The sequence below is a fragment of the Caballeronia sp. EK genome (genome assembly GCF_014384845.1).
Taxonomy (GTDB): domain Bacteria; phylum Pseudomonadota; class Gammaproteobacteria; order Burkholderiales; family Burkholderiaceae; genus Caballeronia; species Caballeronia jiangsuensis.
This window is the reverse complement of sequence record NZ_JACSUE010000003.1, coordinates 454,105-466,355: the sequence shown is the minus strand read 5'-3', so window position 1 is coordinate 466,355 and position 12,251 is coordinate 454,105. Positions and strand designations below refer to the sequence as shown.

14 protein-coding genes are annotated in these 12,251 nt (G+C 64.4%); 6 read left to right on the top strand and 8 right to left on the bottom strand.

Annotated elements, in window-relative coordinates:
* Positions 1-106 precede the first annotated feature (106 nt).
* Positions 107-310, top strand: coding sequence for a hypothetical protein (locus IAG25_RS10820; RefSeq protein WP_035498948.1), 204 nt, complete (start codon positions 107-109; stop codon positions 308-310).
* A 31-nt stretch (positions 311-341) separates the two neighbouring features.
* On the opposite strand, the gene IAG25_RS10815 is transcribed toward IAG25_RS10820, so the two are convergent.
* Positions 342-1,373 carry a methyltransferase gene (locus IAG25_RS10815; RefSeq protein WP_187604842.1) on the bottom strand — a complete coding sequence of 344 codons (1,032 nt, stop codon included), beginning with the start codon at positions 1,371-1,373 and terminating at the stop codon, positions 342-344.
* Positions 1,374-1,583: 210 nt separating this feature from the next.
* Here IAG25_RS10815 and IAG25_RS10810 point away from each other — a divergent pair, with 210 nt between their 5' ends.
* Both IAG25_RS10810 and IAG25_RS10805 read left to right on the top strand, forming a co-directional pair.
* The gene (locus IAG25_RS10810; RefSeq protein ID WP_187604841.1) at positions 1,584-2,321 is read left to right on the top strand and encodes an SDR family oxidoreductase; all 738 of its coding nucleotides are present in this window, start codon (positions 1,584-1,586) and stop codon (positions 2,319-2,321) included.
* Between the two features lie 50 nt (positions 2,322-2,371).
* Positions 2,372-2,725, top strand: coding sequence for a putative quinol monooxygenase (locus tag IAG25_RS10805; RefSeq protein WP_187604840.1), 354 nt, complete (start codon positions 2,372-2,374; stop codon positions 2,723-2,725).
* On the opposite strand, the gene IAG25_RS10800 is transcribed toward IAG25_RS10805, so the two are convergent.
* From IAG25_RS10800 to IAG25_RS10780, 5 genes are all read right to left on the bottom strand, one after another.
* Positions 2,691-3,152 carry a lytic transglycosylase domain-containing protein gene (locus tag IAG25_RS10800; protein ID WP_187604839.1) on the bottom strand — a complete coding sequence of 154 codons (462 nt, stop codon included), beginning with the start codon at positions 3,150-3,152 and terminating at the stop codon, positions 2,691-2,693. The two genes, IAG25_RS10805 and IAG25_RS10800, sit on opposite strands and share 35 nt — an antisense overlap.
* Before the next feature lie 33 nt (positions 3,153-3,185).
* Positions 3,186-3,527, bottom strand: a complete 342-nt coding sequence (locus tag IAG25_RS10795) for a hypothetical protein (protein ID WP_187604838.1) — start codon at positions 3,525-3,527, stop codon at positions 3,186-3,188.
* A 4-nt stretch (positions 3,528-3,531) separates the two neighbouring features.
* A complete protein-coding gene (locus tag IAG25_RS10790; RefSeq protein ID WP_187604837.1) occupies positions 3,532-3,924 on the bottom strand; it encodes a hypothetical protein in 393 nt (130 codons plus the stop codon).
* A gap of 191 nt (positions 3,925-4,115) precedes the next feature.
* Positions 4,116-4,313, bottom strand: coding sequence for a hypothetical protein (locus IAG25_RS10785; protein ID WP_187604836.1), 198 nt, complete (start codon positions 4,311-4,313; stop codon positions 4,116-4,118).
* Positions 4,314-4,367: 54 nt separating this feature from the next.
* The gene (locus tag IAG25_RS10780; RefSeq protein WP_187604835.1) at positions 4,368-5,792 is read right to left on the bottom strand and encodes an MFS transporter; all 1,425 of its coding nucleotides are present in this window, start codon (positions 5,790-5,792) and stop codon (positions 4,368-4,370) included.
* 166 nt (positions 5,793-5,958) lie between these two features.
* On the opposite strand from IAG25_RS10780, the gene IAG25_RS10775 reads away from it, so the two are divergent.
* From IAG25_RS10775 to gnd, 3 genes are all read left to right on the top strand, one after another.
* Complete coding sequence (locus IAG25_RS10775) at positions 5,959-7,011, top strand: NADP(H)-dependent aldo-keto reductase (protein ID WP_187604834.1); 1,053 nt, start codon at positions 5,959-5,961, stop codon at positions 7,009-7,011.
* Between the two features lie 272 nt (positions 7,012-7,283).
* On the top strand, positions 7,284-9,377 hold the full coding sequence (tkt, locus tag IAG25_RS10770; RefSeq protein WP_187604833.1) for a transketolase: 2,094 nt from the start codon (positions 7,284-7,286) through the stop codon (positions 9,375-9,377).
* Positions 9,378-9,383: 6 nt separating this feature from the next.
* The gene (gnd, locus tag IAG25_RS10765; protein ID WP_035498788.1) at positions 9,384-10,364 is read left to right on the top strand and encodes a phosphogluconate dehydrogenase (NAD(+)-dependent, decarboxylating); all 981 of its coding nucleotides are present in this window, start codon (positions 9,384-9,386) and stop codon (positions 10,362-10,364) included.
* 58 nt (positions 10,365-10,422) lie between these two features.
* Here gnd and IAG25_RS10760 read toward each other — a convergent pair whose 3' ends face one another.
* The gene (locus tag IAG25_RS10760) at positions 10,423-11,268 is read right to left on the bottom strand and encodes an ABC transporter permease (protein WP_222946460.1); all 846 of its coding nucleotides are present in this window, start codon (positions 11,266-11,268) and stop codon (positions 10,423-10,425) included.
* A 4-nt stretch (positions 11,269-11,272) separates the two neighbouring features.
* Positions 11,273-12,220, bottom strand: coding sequence for a nodulation factor ABC transporter ATP-binding protein NodI (gene nodI, locus IAG25_RS10755; RefSeq protein ID WP_035498944.1), 948 nt, complete (start codon positions 12,218-12,220; stop codon positions 11,273-11,275).
* Positions 12,221-12,251: the final 31 nt, after the last annotated feature.

The following is a 12,251-nucleotide window of genomic DNA, read 5'->3' as shown; positions in this document are numbered from 1 at the left end:
GCCGGCTGCCGCCCGTTAGCGCCCGTTCAGCCGACGCATCGCATCGCCGGGGCTCACGCATTGCGTGGCGTCGGCAGGGCGCATCAACATGAACGTGGAGGTCGGTATGGCATCGTCGAATGAAGGCGATCTGCGCGCATTCGTGCAGACCGCGGAACAGGCGGGCGGTTTTGTGTGGGTCCTTGCGCTCGTCGATTTTTCGGCGCGCGAGGTGAAGCGCGTGCTGGTCTCCGAAGAAAATTTCGCCACCGCCGACGCCGCCCGCGACGCAGGCAATGATCGCCTGAAAGGGATGTCGAACGACCGCTGACGAAGCCTCGCGCGCGCGGCCCGCGACGGATTCACTTCGTCGCGATCACCATCGACTCCGGTCCCGCCAGAGGCTCGACGCGCGCCGTTGCGAACCCCGCTTCCTTCATCCAGGCGCAACATTGCGCGCCGGTGTAATCGAAGCCGCCCGGCGTTTCGATCAACATGTTGAGGCTCATCAGAAGGCCGAACGCATTCTGACGGCGTTCGTCGTCGATGATCGCGTCGTACACGATGAGCACGCCGCCCGGCGGCAGCGCCGCATGGCACTTCGCGAGCAGTTCGAGCTTCTGCGGCAGGTTCCAGTCATGCAGGATGTGACCCATCACGAGCACATCCGCCGACGGGCACGGGTCCTTGAAAAAATCGCCGGGATAAAAGCGCAAACGCTCCTGCAGCCCGTGCGCCGCGACGTAGTCGTCGAAAATGGGCCCGACCACCGGCAGGTCGAAACCGCCTCCCGTCAGATGCGGATGCGCCCGCGCGACCTGCACCGGCAGCGCGCCTTGCGCCGCGCCGATATCGATGAAGGTCCGGTACTCGCTCCACGGAAACTGGCGGGCGATCGCCTGCGCCGCACCCATGCTCACGCCGCTCATCGCCTGCAGGAAACCGCGCAGGCGCGCCGGGTCGCTATAAAGCGTCTCGAAGACGTTGCCGCCGTGCTTCGATTCGTTCTGCGGCAAGCCGGTGCGCAGCGCCTCGGTCAACGATCCCCAGAACGGGTACAGGCGCGCGTTCGCCATCTCCAGCAATCCGCCGACATACGAAGGCTTCTCGCGATCGAGGAAGAAGTCGGCGTCGCTCGCGTTCGCGTAGCGGCCATCCTCGCGCGTAAGCAGATTAAGCGCGACGAGCGTATCGAGAAAATCCAGCGCCCCGCGCGGATGCAGTTCGAGCGCCTGCGCCAAGTCTTCCGCCTGTCGCGGTCCGTTCGCCAGTTGCGTGAACACGCCGAGCTCGACCGCCGACAGCAGCGCTTTCGACGCCCAGAACGCCATGCCCATTTGCAGCAAGCGCTCCGGATTCGGCTGTGCGTTCATACTGCCTTGCGCGTCTTGCATGATGCGGCTCCCTGAAGCTGAAAGCAGACTGGAAAGGTCTGCGTACTCTACGATCGGTTCGCGTCCGGTTCAAGGAGTTATGTGGGCCGCATCACGCAGACGAAAACATGTTCGATGATATCGAACGAGTGCGCCGGTAACGTCGTACGGCAGCGCGCGAAGTCCCGCCCATAATGACTTCACACTGATCAACGTTCAAAGGAGAACGTCATGAATCGCTTCGAAGGCAAGACAGTTCTGGTAACCGGCGGCAACAGCGGCATCGGTCTCGCGGCGGCGCAGGCATTTGCGGCGGAAGGCGCGCGGGTCGTCATCACGGGACGCGACGAAAGCTCGCTCGCCACGGCGCGTGAATCGCTGGGCGCGAATGCGATCGCCATTCGCAACGTCGCCGGCACGGTCGGCGCGGCGCGTGAACTGGCGCAAGCGCTCGTCGATGCGAACATCCGCCTCGATGCGATCTTCGTCAACGCGGGCGTCGGCACGTTCGCGCCGTTCACCGACATCGACGAAAAGGCGTGGGACGAAACCTTCGCGATCAACGTGAAAGGGCCTTATTTCCAGATTCAGTCGCTGCTGCCGCTTCTGAACGAAGGTGCGTCGATCGTGCTGAACGGTTCAATCAACGCGCATATCGGCATGCCGATGTCGTCGGTGTACGCGGCCAGCAAGGCGGCGCTCGTGTCGCTTGCGAAGACGCTTTCGGCGGAATTGCTGCCGCGCGGCGCGCGCGTGAATGTCGTGAGCCCCGGCCCGGTCTCGACGCCGCTGCATGAAAAGCTCGGCCTCGTCGACGAAGCCGCCGCGCAACTCCAGAGCCAGATTCCGCTCGGACGCTTCGGCAAGTCGAGCGAAGTGGCGGCGACGGTGCTGCATCTGGCATCGGCGGAATCGGGCTTCATCGTCGGCACGGAGATCATCATCGACGGCGGCATGAGCCAGCTCTAAGCCAACCGCGCGGGCCGCACGCGCGGCCCGTGCTCTGCGAGGGATTCATCATGAGTGACATCACTTCGTTCGTCGTGCATCTGCCGGGCAAGCCGGAGCATCGCGATGAACTCGAAACGCGTCTTCTCGATGTGCTGGAACGCATGTCCGAAGAGCCGGATTTCATCAACACGTATCTGCATCGCGCGGCGGACGATCCCGATACGCTCGTGCTGTACGAAACGTGGGCTTGCTCGGCCGAGCATTTTCGCGCGCATCATCTGGGACGGCCTTATCGGCAAGCGTACGAGGCCGTGCTGCCGCAATTGCTCGCGCGCGACCGGACGATCGAATTCCTCACGCCGGTGCGAACCTACGAACGCGGCGCGCTCAGCGCATCGCCGGCTGCAGTTCGCCCCAGCTGACGAGAATTTGCTGGATGCTGCGCGCGTAGGCATCGCGATGTTTCGGCGATTCCGAGTGATAGGCGCCGATCGCGCGCCACGTATTGCCGTACTTCACCATCTTCTGCTTCAGGAGCCACGCGGCGACGAACACATTGACGCACGGATCGGCGAGCGCGCGATGCGGGATGCCCTGACGCGCCAGATCGGTGAAATGGATCGAGTTGATCTGCAACTGGCCGACATCGATCGAGCCGTTGGCGTTGCGGTTGATCGCGGCGGCATCGCCCTTCGATTCGCGCCAGGCGACCGCGCGCAGCACGAGCGGATTGACGCCCTGATAGGCGGCGGCCTGCTCGAAGCAATCGTCGGCGCGAGCGGCGCCCGGCGCGAGCGATGCGCCGAACAGCACGCAGGCGGCGAGGGCGGCATGAGTCGAACGGAACATGAGGCGTGGCTCCTTGGAATGGGCGCGCGTCGCTTACGGCGCAAGCGCGATATCGATGCGATGCTCGACGTCCTTCATGTACGCGCGCGATTCGTCGGACACGACGAGACGCGGTTCCGGGCCGTTGCATTTGCAATCGGCGACGCGGCGCGTTTTCTTGCCTTTCTTGCTCGCGGACTTGACGGGCGGATCGTCGTCGTCGATGGCGGCGGGCGGCAGCATCGCGAGCGTGGGCAAGGGCGGATAGACCTTCTGGACGACGGGGCCCAGCGCCGCGAGCGTTTGCACGGAGGCGGGCGCGCTCACGTCGAGCGGACTCGCGAAGGCGCTCGCCGAAAGCAACATGCCGGAGGCGAGGATCAGGAATCGGCGCATCGCGTCAGCCTCCCTGCGTCGGCTTGATGGACACGCTGTAGGGCTGTCGCGCGCCGGCGGTCAGGTTTTCGAGGCTGAGCCTGACCGTGTGCCGGGCGGGAACGCCTTTCCAGATCGCCTGGTTGAGATACGGAAAGTCCTGTGCGAGCGCGGTGACGAGGATGGTCGTCGGCTGCTTCTGCGCGGCCGCGAGCGCACCGGCTTTCGCGAGCATCGCGGTGAGTTGCGGGTCGCGCGCGCCGAGCGCGTCAGCGGGAATCTCGAAGCGGATGATTTCGGCGGACACCGCCGGCTTGTCGGTCTGGGCCGTGCTGGCCGCCGGCATCGGCGCGCAGCCGGTCACGGCGAATGCGACGGCGATGGCAAAAAAAAGTGACGCTGCCCCCTTCACTGGCATCTCCTGATTCAGTCATGGTGATATGCGAGTTGACGGCTCGCACGCGCGCGACTTGATAGCCGCGCGCAAACGTTTCGCCAAATAGCAAAACTTGACTCAGAAGACGGCGATTCGGGAAATCGCCCCGCACGGATCGCGGCAAACGATGCCGCGACGTTGCCGATGTGACGGTGAAATGACGCGGGTATCGATCAGATGGGCCACCACGCGCCGATGCTCGGCTCGGCGTCGAGCGCGCGGAGGAAATCGTTGGCGAAGGCGTCGGCGGCGATTTCTCGCTCGGGCGAGCCTTCGGGCAGATCGTGGGGATTCTTCAGGCCGCGCGCGTGGCGGATGGCGGCGACCGTTTCGGTCAGGGCAGCGAGCGAGTCGAGCGTGTGGGAGTTCATACCGCGGATTACGGCACAGACGACGAAGGCTTTAGCCCTCACGTCATAAAACCGTCACGCCTTCGGCTTCCGATGCCCCGAAACGAGCGCGCCTGCATCCCTCGCGAGCCCGAACAGATCGAGCACGCCCACAAGCCCCACAAACGCGACGATCAGAAACGCGACGCCGAAATCCTCCGGCCCGATCGAATGCGCATCGTGCCCGTGCAGCCACTCGCCGATGCGCAACGCGATCGCGCCGACCGCGACGCCGATGCCCATCGTCATCTGAAAGAGCGTGCTGGACAGCGCCGACGCGCCGCTCATCTGCGCTTTGGGCACATCGGCGAAGCTCAGCGTGTTGAGCGCCGTGAACTGCAGCGAGCGCGACAGGCCGCTCGCGAACAGCACGACGACGATCACGAGCTTCGGCGTCGTCGGCGCGAGCAGGCTCATCGCGGCAAGCGACAGCGCCGCGAGCACGCCATTGACGATCAGCACCGGCCGAAAGCCGAACTGGCGCATCACGGGCGTGGTGACGAGCTTCATCGACAGATTGCCCGCGAACACGGCAAGCGTGAGCAGGCCCGATTCGAACGCGTTCATGCCGAAGCCGACCTGGAACATCAGCGGCAACAGAAACGGCGCCGCGCTGATCGCGATGCGAAAGAGCGATCCGCCGCCCATCGCCACGGCAAAGGTTTTCACCTTCAGCGCCGACAGATCCACGACCGGATGCGCCGCGCGCCGCAGATGCCACCACGAAGCGATGCCCGCCGCCACGCCCACCGCGACGAGCACGCCGACGAGCGTCCAGTCGGCGTCGCTGCGGCCGACCAGTTCCATCGCGTAGAGCAGCGTCGTGCACGCAATGCCGCAGAGCGCGAAGCCCGGCAGGTCGAAGCGCCGTGTCGCGTCGCCGCGCTCGTTGCCGATGAAGCGCAGCGTCAGCAGCAAGCCGATCAGACCGAGCGGCACGTTCAGATAGAAGATCCAGCGCCAAGACGAATACGTCGTGATGAAGCCGCCGAGCGGCGGGCCGATCACCGGCGCGACGAGTCCCGGCCACGTGATGATCGCGATGGCGCGCATCAGGCCTTCCTTGGGTGTCGCGCGCAGCACGGCGAGCCGGCCGACCGGCACCATCATCGCGCCGCCGATGCCCTGCAGCACGCGCGCGGCGGCGAAGGCGGGCAGGGTCGAGGTCGTGGCGCACAAAACGGACGCCGCCGTGAACACCGCGATCGCGCTCGCGAACACGGTGCGCAGGCCGAAGCGGTCGGCGGCCCAGCCGGAAATCGGGATGAAGACGGCGAGCGTCAGCAGATACGCCGTGATGCCGAGACTCATGTCGGCGGGATGCACGTTGAACGAGCGCGCCATCTGCGGCAATGCGGTCGCGATGATCGTGCCGTCGAGGTTCTCCATGAAGAAGGTCGCCGCGACGAGCGTGACGATGAGCGACGAGCCTTTGTTGTCGCGATCGCTTGCGGACGGCATCGGTCGAACGCTCCTGCATGACGTGTTGGAAGCTTGCCATTCTAGCCGCGAGAGCAGAGCTTTCGCGGCTATGGTAGTTTTTGCGATTGCCGGAAAACCAGCCAAGCAGCATTTCCGACAATGCGCCGACAACGCGCAAACACAACGCCAACAAGAGGAATGAGCAATGAAGTTTCGGAAACTGGGTGATTCGGGTCTCGACGTCAGCCTGATCGGGCTCGGCACCATGACCTGGGGCGAGCAGAACACCGAAAGCGAAGCGCACGAGCAGATCGACTACGCGCTGGCCCAGGGCGTGAACCTGATCGATGCCGCCGAAATGTACCCGGTGCCGCCGCGCCCCGAGACGCAGGGCCGCACCGAGGAATACATCGGCACGTGGCTCGCGAAGAACGCCGCGAAGCGCGGCGACATCGTGCTCGCGACGAAAATCGCCGGGCCCGCGCGCCAGCCGCACAATCCGCGTCATATTCGCGGCGCAGGCAACCAGTTCGACCGCAAGAACCTGAACGAAGCCATCGACGGCAGTCTGAAGCGTCTGCAAACGGATTACGTCGATCTTTACCAGTTGCACTGGCCCGATCGCAGCACGATGACCTTCGGCCGCCCGTCATACCCGTATCTCGACGACGAATACACGGTGCCCATCGAGGAAACGCTCGCCGCGCTGGCCGAGCTCGTGAAGGCGGGCAAGATCCGCCATGTGGGCGTGTCGAACGAAACGCCGTGGGGCGTCGCGCAATTCCTGCGCGCCGCCGAAAAGGCCGGATTGCCGAAGATCGTCAGCATTCAGAATCCGTACAGCCTCGTGAACCGCACGTACGAGCTCGGCCTGTCCGAGTTCACGCACAAGGAAGGCGTCGGGCTGCTCGCGTATTCGCCGCTCGCGTTCGGCTGGCTGTCGGGCAAGTACGAAGGCGGGGCGCGTCCGGCGGGCGCGCGCATCACGCTGTTCGAACGCTTTCAGCGCTACAGCAAGCCGCAGGCGATCGCCGCGATCACGTCCTATGTCGAGCTGGCGAAGCGCCACGGACTCACGCCGACGCAACTCGCGCTCGCGTTCGTCAACACGCGGCCATTTACGACGAGCACGCTGATCGGCGCGACGTCGATGCCGCAACTGAAGGAGAACATCGAGAGCGTGAACATCGAACTGTCGGAGGAAATTCTGGCCGAAATCGAAGCACTGCACGAACGACAGCCGAATCCGGCGCCCTGAAATTCCCTGTCCGGTCATGCATTTGTCGAAGAATCGGATGCGCTGGCCGCGAATGTGTCAGCATTGACGTTCGCATAGCAGTCGCGTAGTGCCTGCATCCTTTTCGTAATACCGCCGTGGGCCGAAGCGCCTGACGCTTTTACCCCCGGCGCACCCCTCGCAACGTTCGCGGTGCGGTGCCGGCTGCAAGGCACTACACTTGCTCGATGGTCCTGGTTGCCCGCTGCGGCGCCTTTCGCCACAGCGCGCTCTTCGCAAAGGAGTCGTCGCTCATGTCTCAAGGAACACCGCAGGCCAAAGATCTCGATCGCCTCACGATCGACACCATCCGCACCCTCTCGATGGACGCCGTGCAGAAGGCCAATTCCGGCCACCCCGGCACGCCGATGGCGCTCGCGCCCGTCGCGTTCCATCTCTGGCAGAACCATCTTCGTTACGATCCCGACGCGCCGCTCTGGCCCAATCGCGACCGCTTCGTGCTGTCGGTCGGGCATGCGTCGATGCTGCTTTACTCGCTGCTGCATCTGGCGGGTGTGAAGGAGTTCGACCAGGACGGCAAGCCGACCGGCAAGCCCGCGGTGTCGCTCGACGACATCGAGCATTTCCGCCAGCTCGACAGCAAGACGCCCGGCCACCCGGAATTCCGCATGACGACCGGCGTCGAGACGACGACCGGCCCGCTCGGTCAGGGTCTCGGCAACAGCGTCGGCATGGCGATGGCCGCGCGCTGGAAGGAAGCCCACTTCAACAAGGGCAAGGATGCGATCTTCGATTACCGCGTCTACGCGCTCTGCGGCGACGGCGACATGATGGAAGGCGTATCGCACGAAGCCGCGTCGCTCGCGGGGCATCTGAAGCTATCGAACCTCATCTGGATCTACGACAGCAACCGCGTCACCATCGAAGGTCATACGGATCTCGCCTATAGCGACGACGTCGAGGCGCGTTTTCACGGCTACAACTGGCACACGCTGCATGTCGACGACGCCAACGACGCGCAGGCGCTCGAAGACGCCATCAACAAGGCGAAGTCGCACACGGACAAGCCGACGCTGATCGTCGTGAAGAGCATCATCGGCTGGGGCGCGCCGAACAAGCAGGACACGTCGAGCGCGCACGGCGAAGCGCTCGGCGAGGAAGAGGTCAAGCTCGCGAAGAAGTTCTACGGCTGGCCCGAGGACAAGCAGTTCTACGTGCCCGACGGCGTGATGCAGCATTTCGCCGACGGCATGGGCGCGCGCGGCAAGAAGCTGCATGCCGAATGGAAGCAGCGCTTCGACGCCTACGAGAAGGCCAATCCGGAACTCGCGAAAGAAGCGTGGCAGATGCTCGAATCGAAGCTTCCCGACAACTGGGACGCCGACATTCCGACCTTCGAAGCCGACGCAAAAGGCATCGCTACGCGCGATTCATCGGGCAAGGTGCTGAACGCCATTGCGCCGCGCCTTCCCTGGCTGATCGGCGGCGCGGCGGATCTCTCGCCATCGACCAAGACGAATCTCAAGTTCGAAGGCGCGGGCAGCTTCGAGCACGACAGCTACGGCGGACGCAATCTGCACTTCGGCATTCGCGAGCACGGCATGGGCGCGGTCTGCAACGGCCTTGCGCTATCCGGGTTGCGCCCGTATGGATCGACGTTCCTGATTTTCAGCGACTACATGAAGCCGCCGATCCGCCTTTCCGCGATCATGGAAGTGCCGGTGATCTACGTGTTCACGCACGATTCGATCGGTGTGGGCGAAGATGGTCCGACGCATCAGCCGATCGAGCAACTGGCTTCGCTGCGCGGCGTGCCGGGCCTGTGCACGCTGCGCCCCGCCGATGCGAACGAGGTGGCCGAAGTGTGGCGCGTCGCGCTGACGCATTCGAAGGAGCCATCGTGCATCGTGCTCACGCGTCAGGCGCTGCCGACTTTCGATCGCAAGAAGTACGCATCGGCCGATGGAGTGAAGCGCGGCGCCTACGTGCTCGCCGATGCCGATGGCGGCAAGAAGCCCGAAGTGCTTCTGCTCGCGACCGGCAGCGAAGTGTCGCTGTGCGTCGAGGCCTACGAGAAGCTGAAGGGCGAAGGCATCGCGGCGCGCGTCGTGTCGATGCCGTCGTGGGACATCTTCGAGAAGCAGGATCAGGCGTACAAGGACTCGGTGCTGCCGCCGGACGTGAATGCGCGCGTTTGCGTCGAGCAGGCCGCGACGCTCGGCTGGGACCGCTATGTCGGCCGCCTGGGATCGCAGATCGTGATGCACACCTTCGGCGCATCGGCGCCATTGAAAGCGCTGAAGACGAAATTCGGCTTCACGCCGGAAGCGGTCTACGACGCCGCGAAGAAGCAGATCGAACGCGTGAAATCCAACGGCAAGGAGTGAATCATCATGCAGATCGGCATCGTGGGACTGGGGCGCATGGGCGGCAACATCGGGCGGCGGCTGATGCGCGCCGGGCATACGTGCGTCGCGTACGATCACAATCCGCAAGCGACCGAAGCGCTCGCGAGCGAAGGTGCGACGGGCGCGAAGGATCTCGGCGATCTCGTCGCGAAGCTGAGTGCGCCGCGCGTCGTCTGGCTCATGCTGCCCGCCGGAAAGATCACGGAGGACACGCTCGACGATCTGCACAAGATCCTCGGCGCAGATGACGTGATCATCGACGGCGGCAACAGCTTCTACAAGGACGATATCCGCCGCGCGGCGCAGCTGCGCGAGAAGGGCATCCATTACGTCGATGTCGGCACGTCGGGCGGCATCTGGGGACTGGAGCGAGGCTACTGCATGATGATCGGCGGCGACGAGGCGATCGTGCGGCGGATCGATCCGATTCTCGCGACACTCGCGCCCGGACGCGGCGACATCCCGCAGACGCCCGGCCGCGAAGGACGCGATGCGCGCGTCGAGAATGGCTATATGCACTGCGGGCCGGTCGGCTCCGGGCACTTCGTGAAGATGGTGCACAACGGCATCGAGTACGGCCTGATGCAGGCGTATGCCGAGGGCTTCCATATCCTCAGGCACAAGGAGTCGAAGGATCTCGCGGAAGGCGAACGCTACACGCTCGATCTCGCGGATATCGCCGAAGTATGGCGGCGCGGCAGCGTGGTGTCGTCGTGGCTGCTCGATCTGACCGCGGGCGCGCTCGCCAGCGACGGCACGCTCGAACGCTTCTCGACGGAAGTCGCGGACAGCGGCGAAGGGCGCTGGACCATCGAGGCGGCGATCGAGGAAGCGGTGCCTGCGCAGGTTCTGTCGGCGGCGCTTTACACGCGCTTCCGCTCGCGCGATGCCGAGTCGTTCCCCGAGCGCATGCTTTCCGCGATGCGCTTCGGCTTCGGCGGCCATCACGAGTTTCCCGTGAAGTAGCGTTTTTTCTTCGACGATGCGGACACGGCGATGGACTTCAGCGGTCCATCGCCGTTTTTCATTTCATCATGCGTCGCCGGAAGAGCCACGCGCACAGGAAAAACGGCACGACCGCATAGGCGGTAAGCACCAGCACATGGAGCGCGGCGCCGTCGAACGGGCGGCCGAGCATCGCCGGGCGGATCAGCTCGACCGCATGGAAGAGCGGCAGAACCTGCGTGACGTGCCGGGCGATCGCGGGCAGTTGCGCGATCGGAAAGAACACGCCGGATAGCAGCAGCATCGGAGTGAGCGCGAGCGTCTGATAGAACATGAAGAAGTCGTAGCTCGGCGCGAGCGCGGTGATGACCATCGCCGTGCTGGCGAACGCGAGTCCCGTCAGCACGATGACGGGCAGCGCGATCAGCATCGACGGAAAGCTCGCATAGCCTAGCGCGCCCGCGACGATCATGATCGCCACGCCCGACAGCACCGACTTGCTCGCGGACCATACGATCTCGCCAAGCACGATGTCGCCGAGCGTGAGCGGCGTATGCATGATCGCTTCCCACGTGCGCTGCACGTGCATGCGCGAGAAGCCCGAGTACATCGCCTCGAAGCTCGCGGACATCATCACGCTCGATGCCGCCGTTCCCGCCGCGAGAAACGCGATATACGACACGCCGTCGACATGCCCGACCATCAGCCCGAGACCCAGTCCGAGACCGAAGAGATAGATCATCGGGTCGGCGAGATTGCCGATCATCGAGGCGATCGCGAGCTTCTTCCAGACGAGATAGTTGCGCCGCCACACCGACATCCAGTGCGTCGCATTGGCGGGCAGCGCACTGGATAGCGGAGTGAAATTTTCCGCGCGCTTCGATTCGCGTTTTCGTCCGATGCGGGATGGTTCGAGCGTATCCATTGATTCAGTCCACCATCTCACGTCCCGTGAGACGCAGGAAAACATCTTCGAGATTCGCCGGACGATGCAGATAGCGCACGTCCGCGCGGCCTTTCACGCGCGCATGCACGGGCTGCGGATCGTCGACATAGCAAAAGAGCGTTTCGCCGCTCACTTCCATGCGCTCGACGAACGGTTCGAGCTCCGCCGCGAGCGCCTGCGGATCGGGCCCATAGATCTCGATCACATCCGAGCCGATCACCGATTCGATGAGATCGCGCGGCCGTCCCTCGGCAATCTTGCGGCCTTCCTCGATCACACAAAGGCGATCGCAAAGACGTTCGGCTTCTTCCATGAAATGCGTCGTCAGAAGGATGGTCTTGCCGCGCGCGAGGAGCGAGCGCAGGCGCTCCCAGATCATATGCCGCGCTTGCGGATCGAGTCCCGTGGTGGGTTCGTCCATCACGAGAACATCTGGATCGTTGACGAGCGCGCGCGCGAGCGTGAGACGCCGCTTCATGCCGCCCGACAGTTCGCCGACGCGCGCATCGGCCTTGCTCTCCAGGCGCGCGAACTCCAAGAGCGATGGCACGAGCGCATCCATGCGCGCGCCGGTGAGACCGAAGTAGCGGCCGAACACAGTCAGGTTTTCGCGCACCGTGAAATCGGGATCGAGATTGTCGAATTGCGGCACGACGCCCACGCGTTCGCGCGCGAAACGGGCGCGCGCGGGCACCGGCTCGCCGACGAGACGGATCGCGCCGCTATCGGGCGAGGTGATGCCGAGCAGCATCTTGAGCGTCGTCGTCTTGCCCGCGCCGTTCGGGCCGAGCAGTCCGAAGCATTCGCCGGGCCGCACATCGAACGACAGACCATCGACCACGGTGCGCTCACCGTAGTGCTTCCTTACTTCGCTGAACTCGATGGCGGGCGCGCCGCTTTCATCGGACTCGCGTGATGTTTGATCAGTCATGCATTCGTGCCGCAGGAAAATCGCGTAGGGG

Coding starts and splice junctions, on each gene's coding strand:
- IAG25_RS10820 (WP_035498948.1), top strand. CDS start 107: ATGGCATCGTCGAATGAAGGCGATCTGCGCGCATTCGTGCAGACCGCG.
- IAG25_RS10815 (WP_187604842.1), bottom strand. CDS start 1,373: ATGCAAGACGCGCAAGGCAGTATGAACGCACAGCCGAATCCGGAGCGC.
- IAG25_RS10810 (WP_187604841.1), top strand. CDS start 1,584: ATGAATCGCTTCGAAGGCAAGACAGTTCTGGTAACCGGCGGCAACAGC.
- IAG25_RS10805 (WP_187604840.1), top strand. CDS start 2,372: ATGAGTGACATCACTTCGTTCGTCGTGCATCTGCCGGGCAAGCCGGAG.
- IAG25_RS10800 (WP_187604839.1), bottom strand. CDS start 3,152: ATGTTCCGTTCGACTCATGCCGCCCTCGCCGCCTGCGTGCTGTTCGGC.
- IAG25_RS10795 (WP_187604838.1), bottom strand. CDS start 3,527: ATGCGCCGATTCCTGATCCTCGCCTCCGGCATGTTGCTTTCGGCGAGC.
- IAG25_RS10790 (WP_187604837.1), bottom strand. CDS start 3,924: ATGCCAGTGAAGGGGGCAGCGTCACTTTTTTTTGCCATCGCCGTCGCA.
- IAG25_RS10785 (WP_187604836.1), bottom strand. CDS start 4,313: ATGAACTCCCACACGCTCGACTCGCTCGCTGCCCTGACCGAAACGGTC.
- IAG25_RS10780 (WP_187604835.1), bottom strand. CDS start 5,792: ATGCCGTCCGCAAGCGATCGCGACAACAAAGGCTCGTCGCTCATCGTC.
- IAG25_RS10775 (WP_187604834.1), top strand. CDS start 5,959: ATGAAGTTTCGGAAACTGGGTGATTCGGGTCTCGACGTCAGCCTGATC.
- tkt (WP_187604833.1), top strand. CDS start 7,284: ATGTCTCAAGGAACACCGCAGGCCAAAGATCTCGATCGCCTCACGATC.
- gnd (WP_035498788.1), top strand. CDS start 9,384: ATGCAGATCGGCATCGTGGGACTGGGGCGCATGGGCGGCAACATCGGG.
- IAG25_RS10760 (WP_222946460.1), bottom strand. CDS start 11,268: ATGGATACGCTCGAACCATCCCGCATCGGACGAAAACGCGAATCGAAG.
- nodI (WP_035498944.1), bottom strand. CDS start 12,220: ATGACTGATCAAACATCACGCGAGTCCGATGAAAGCGGCGCGCCCGCC.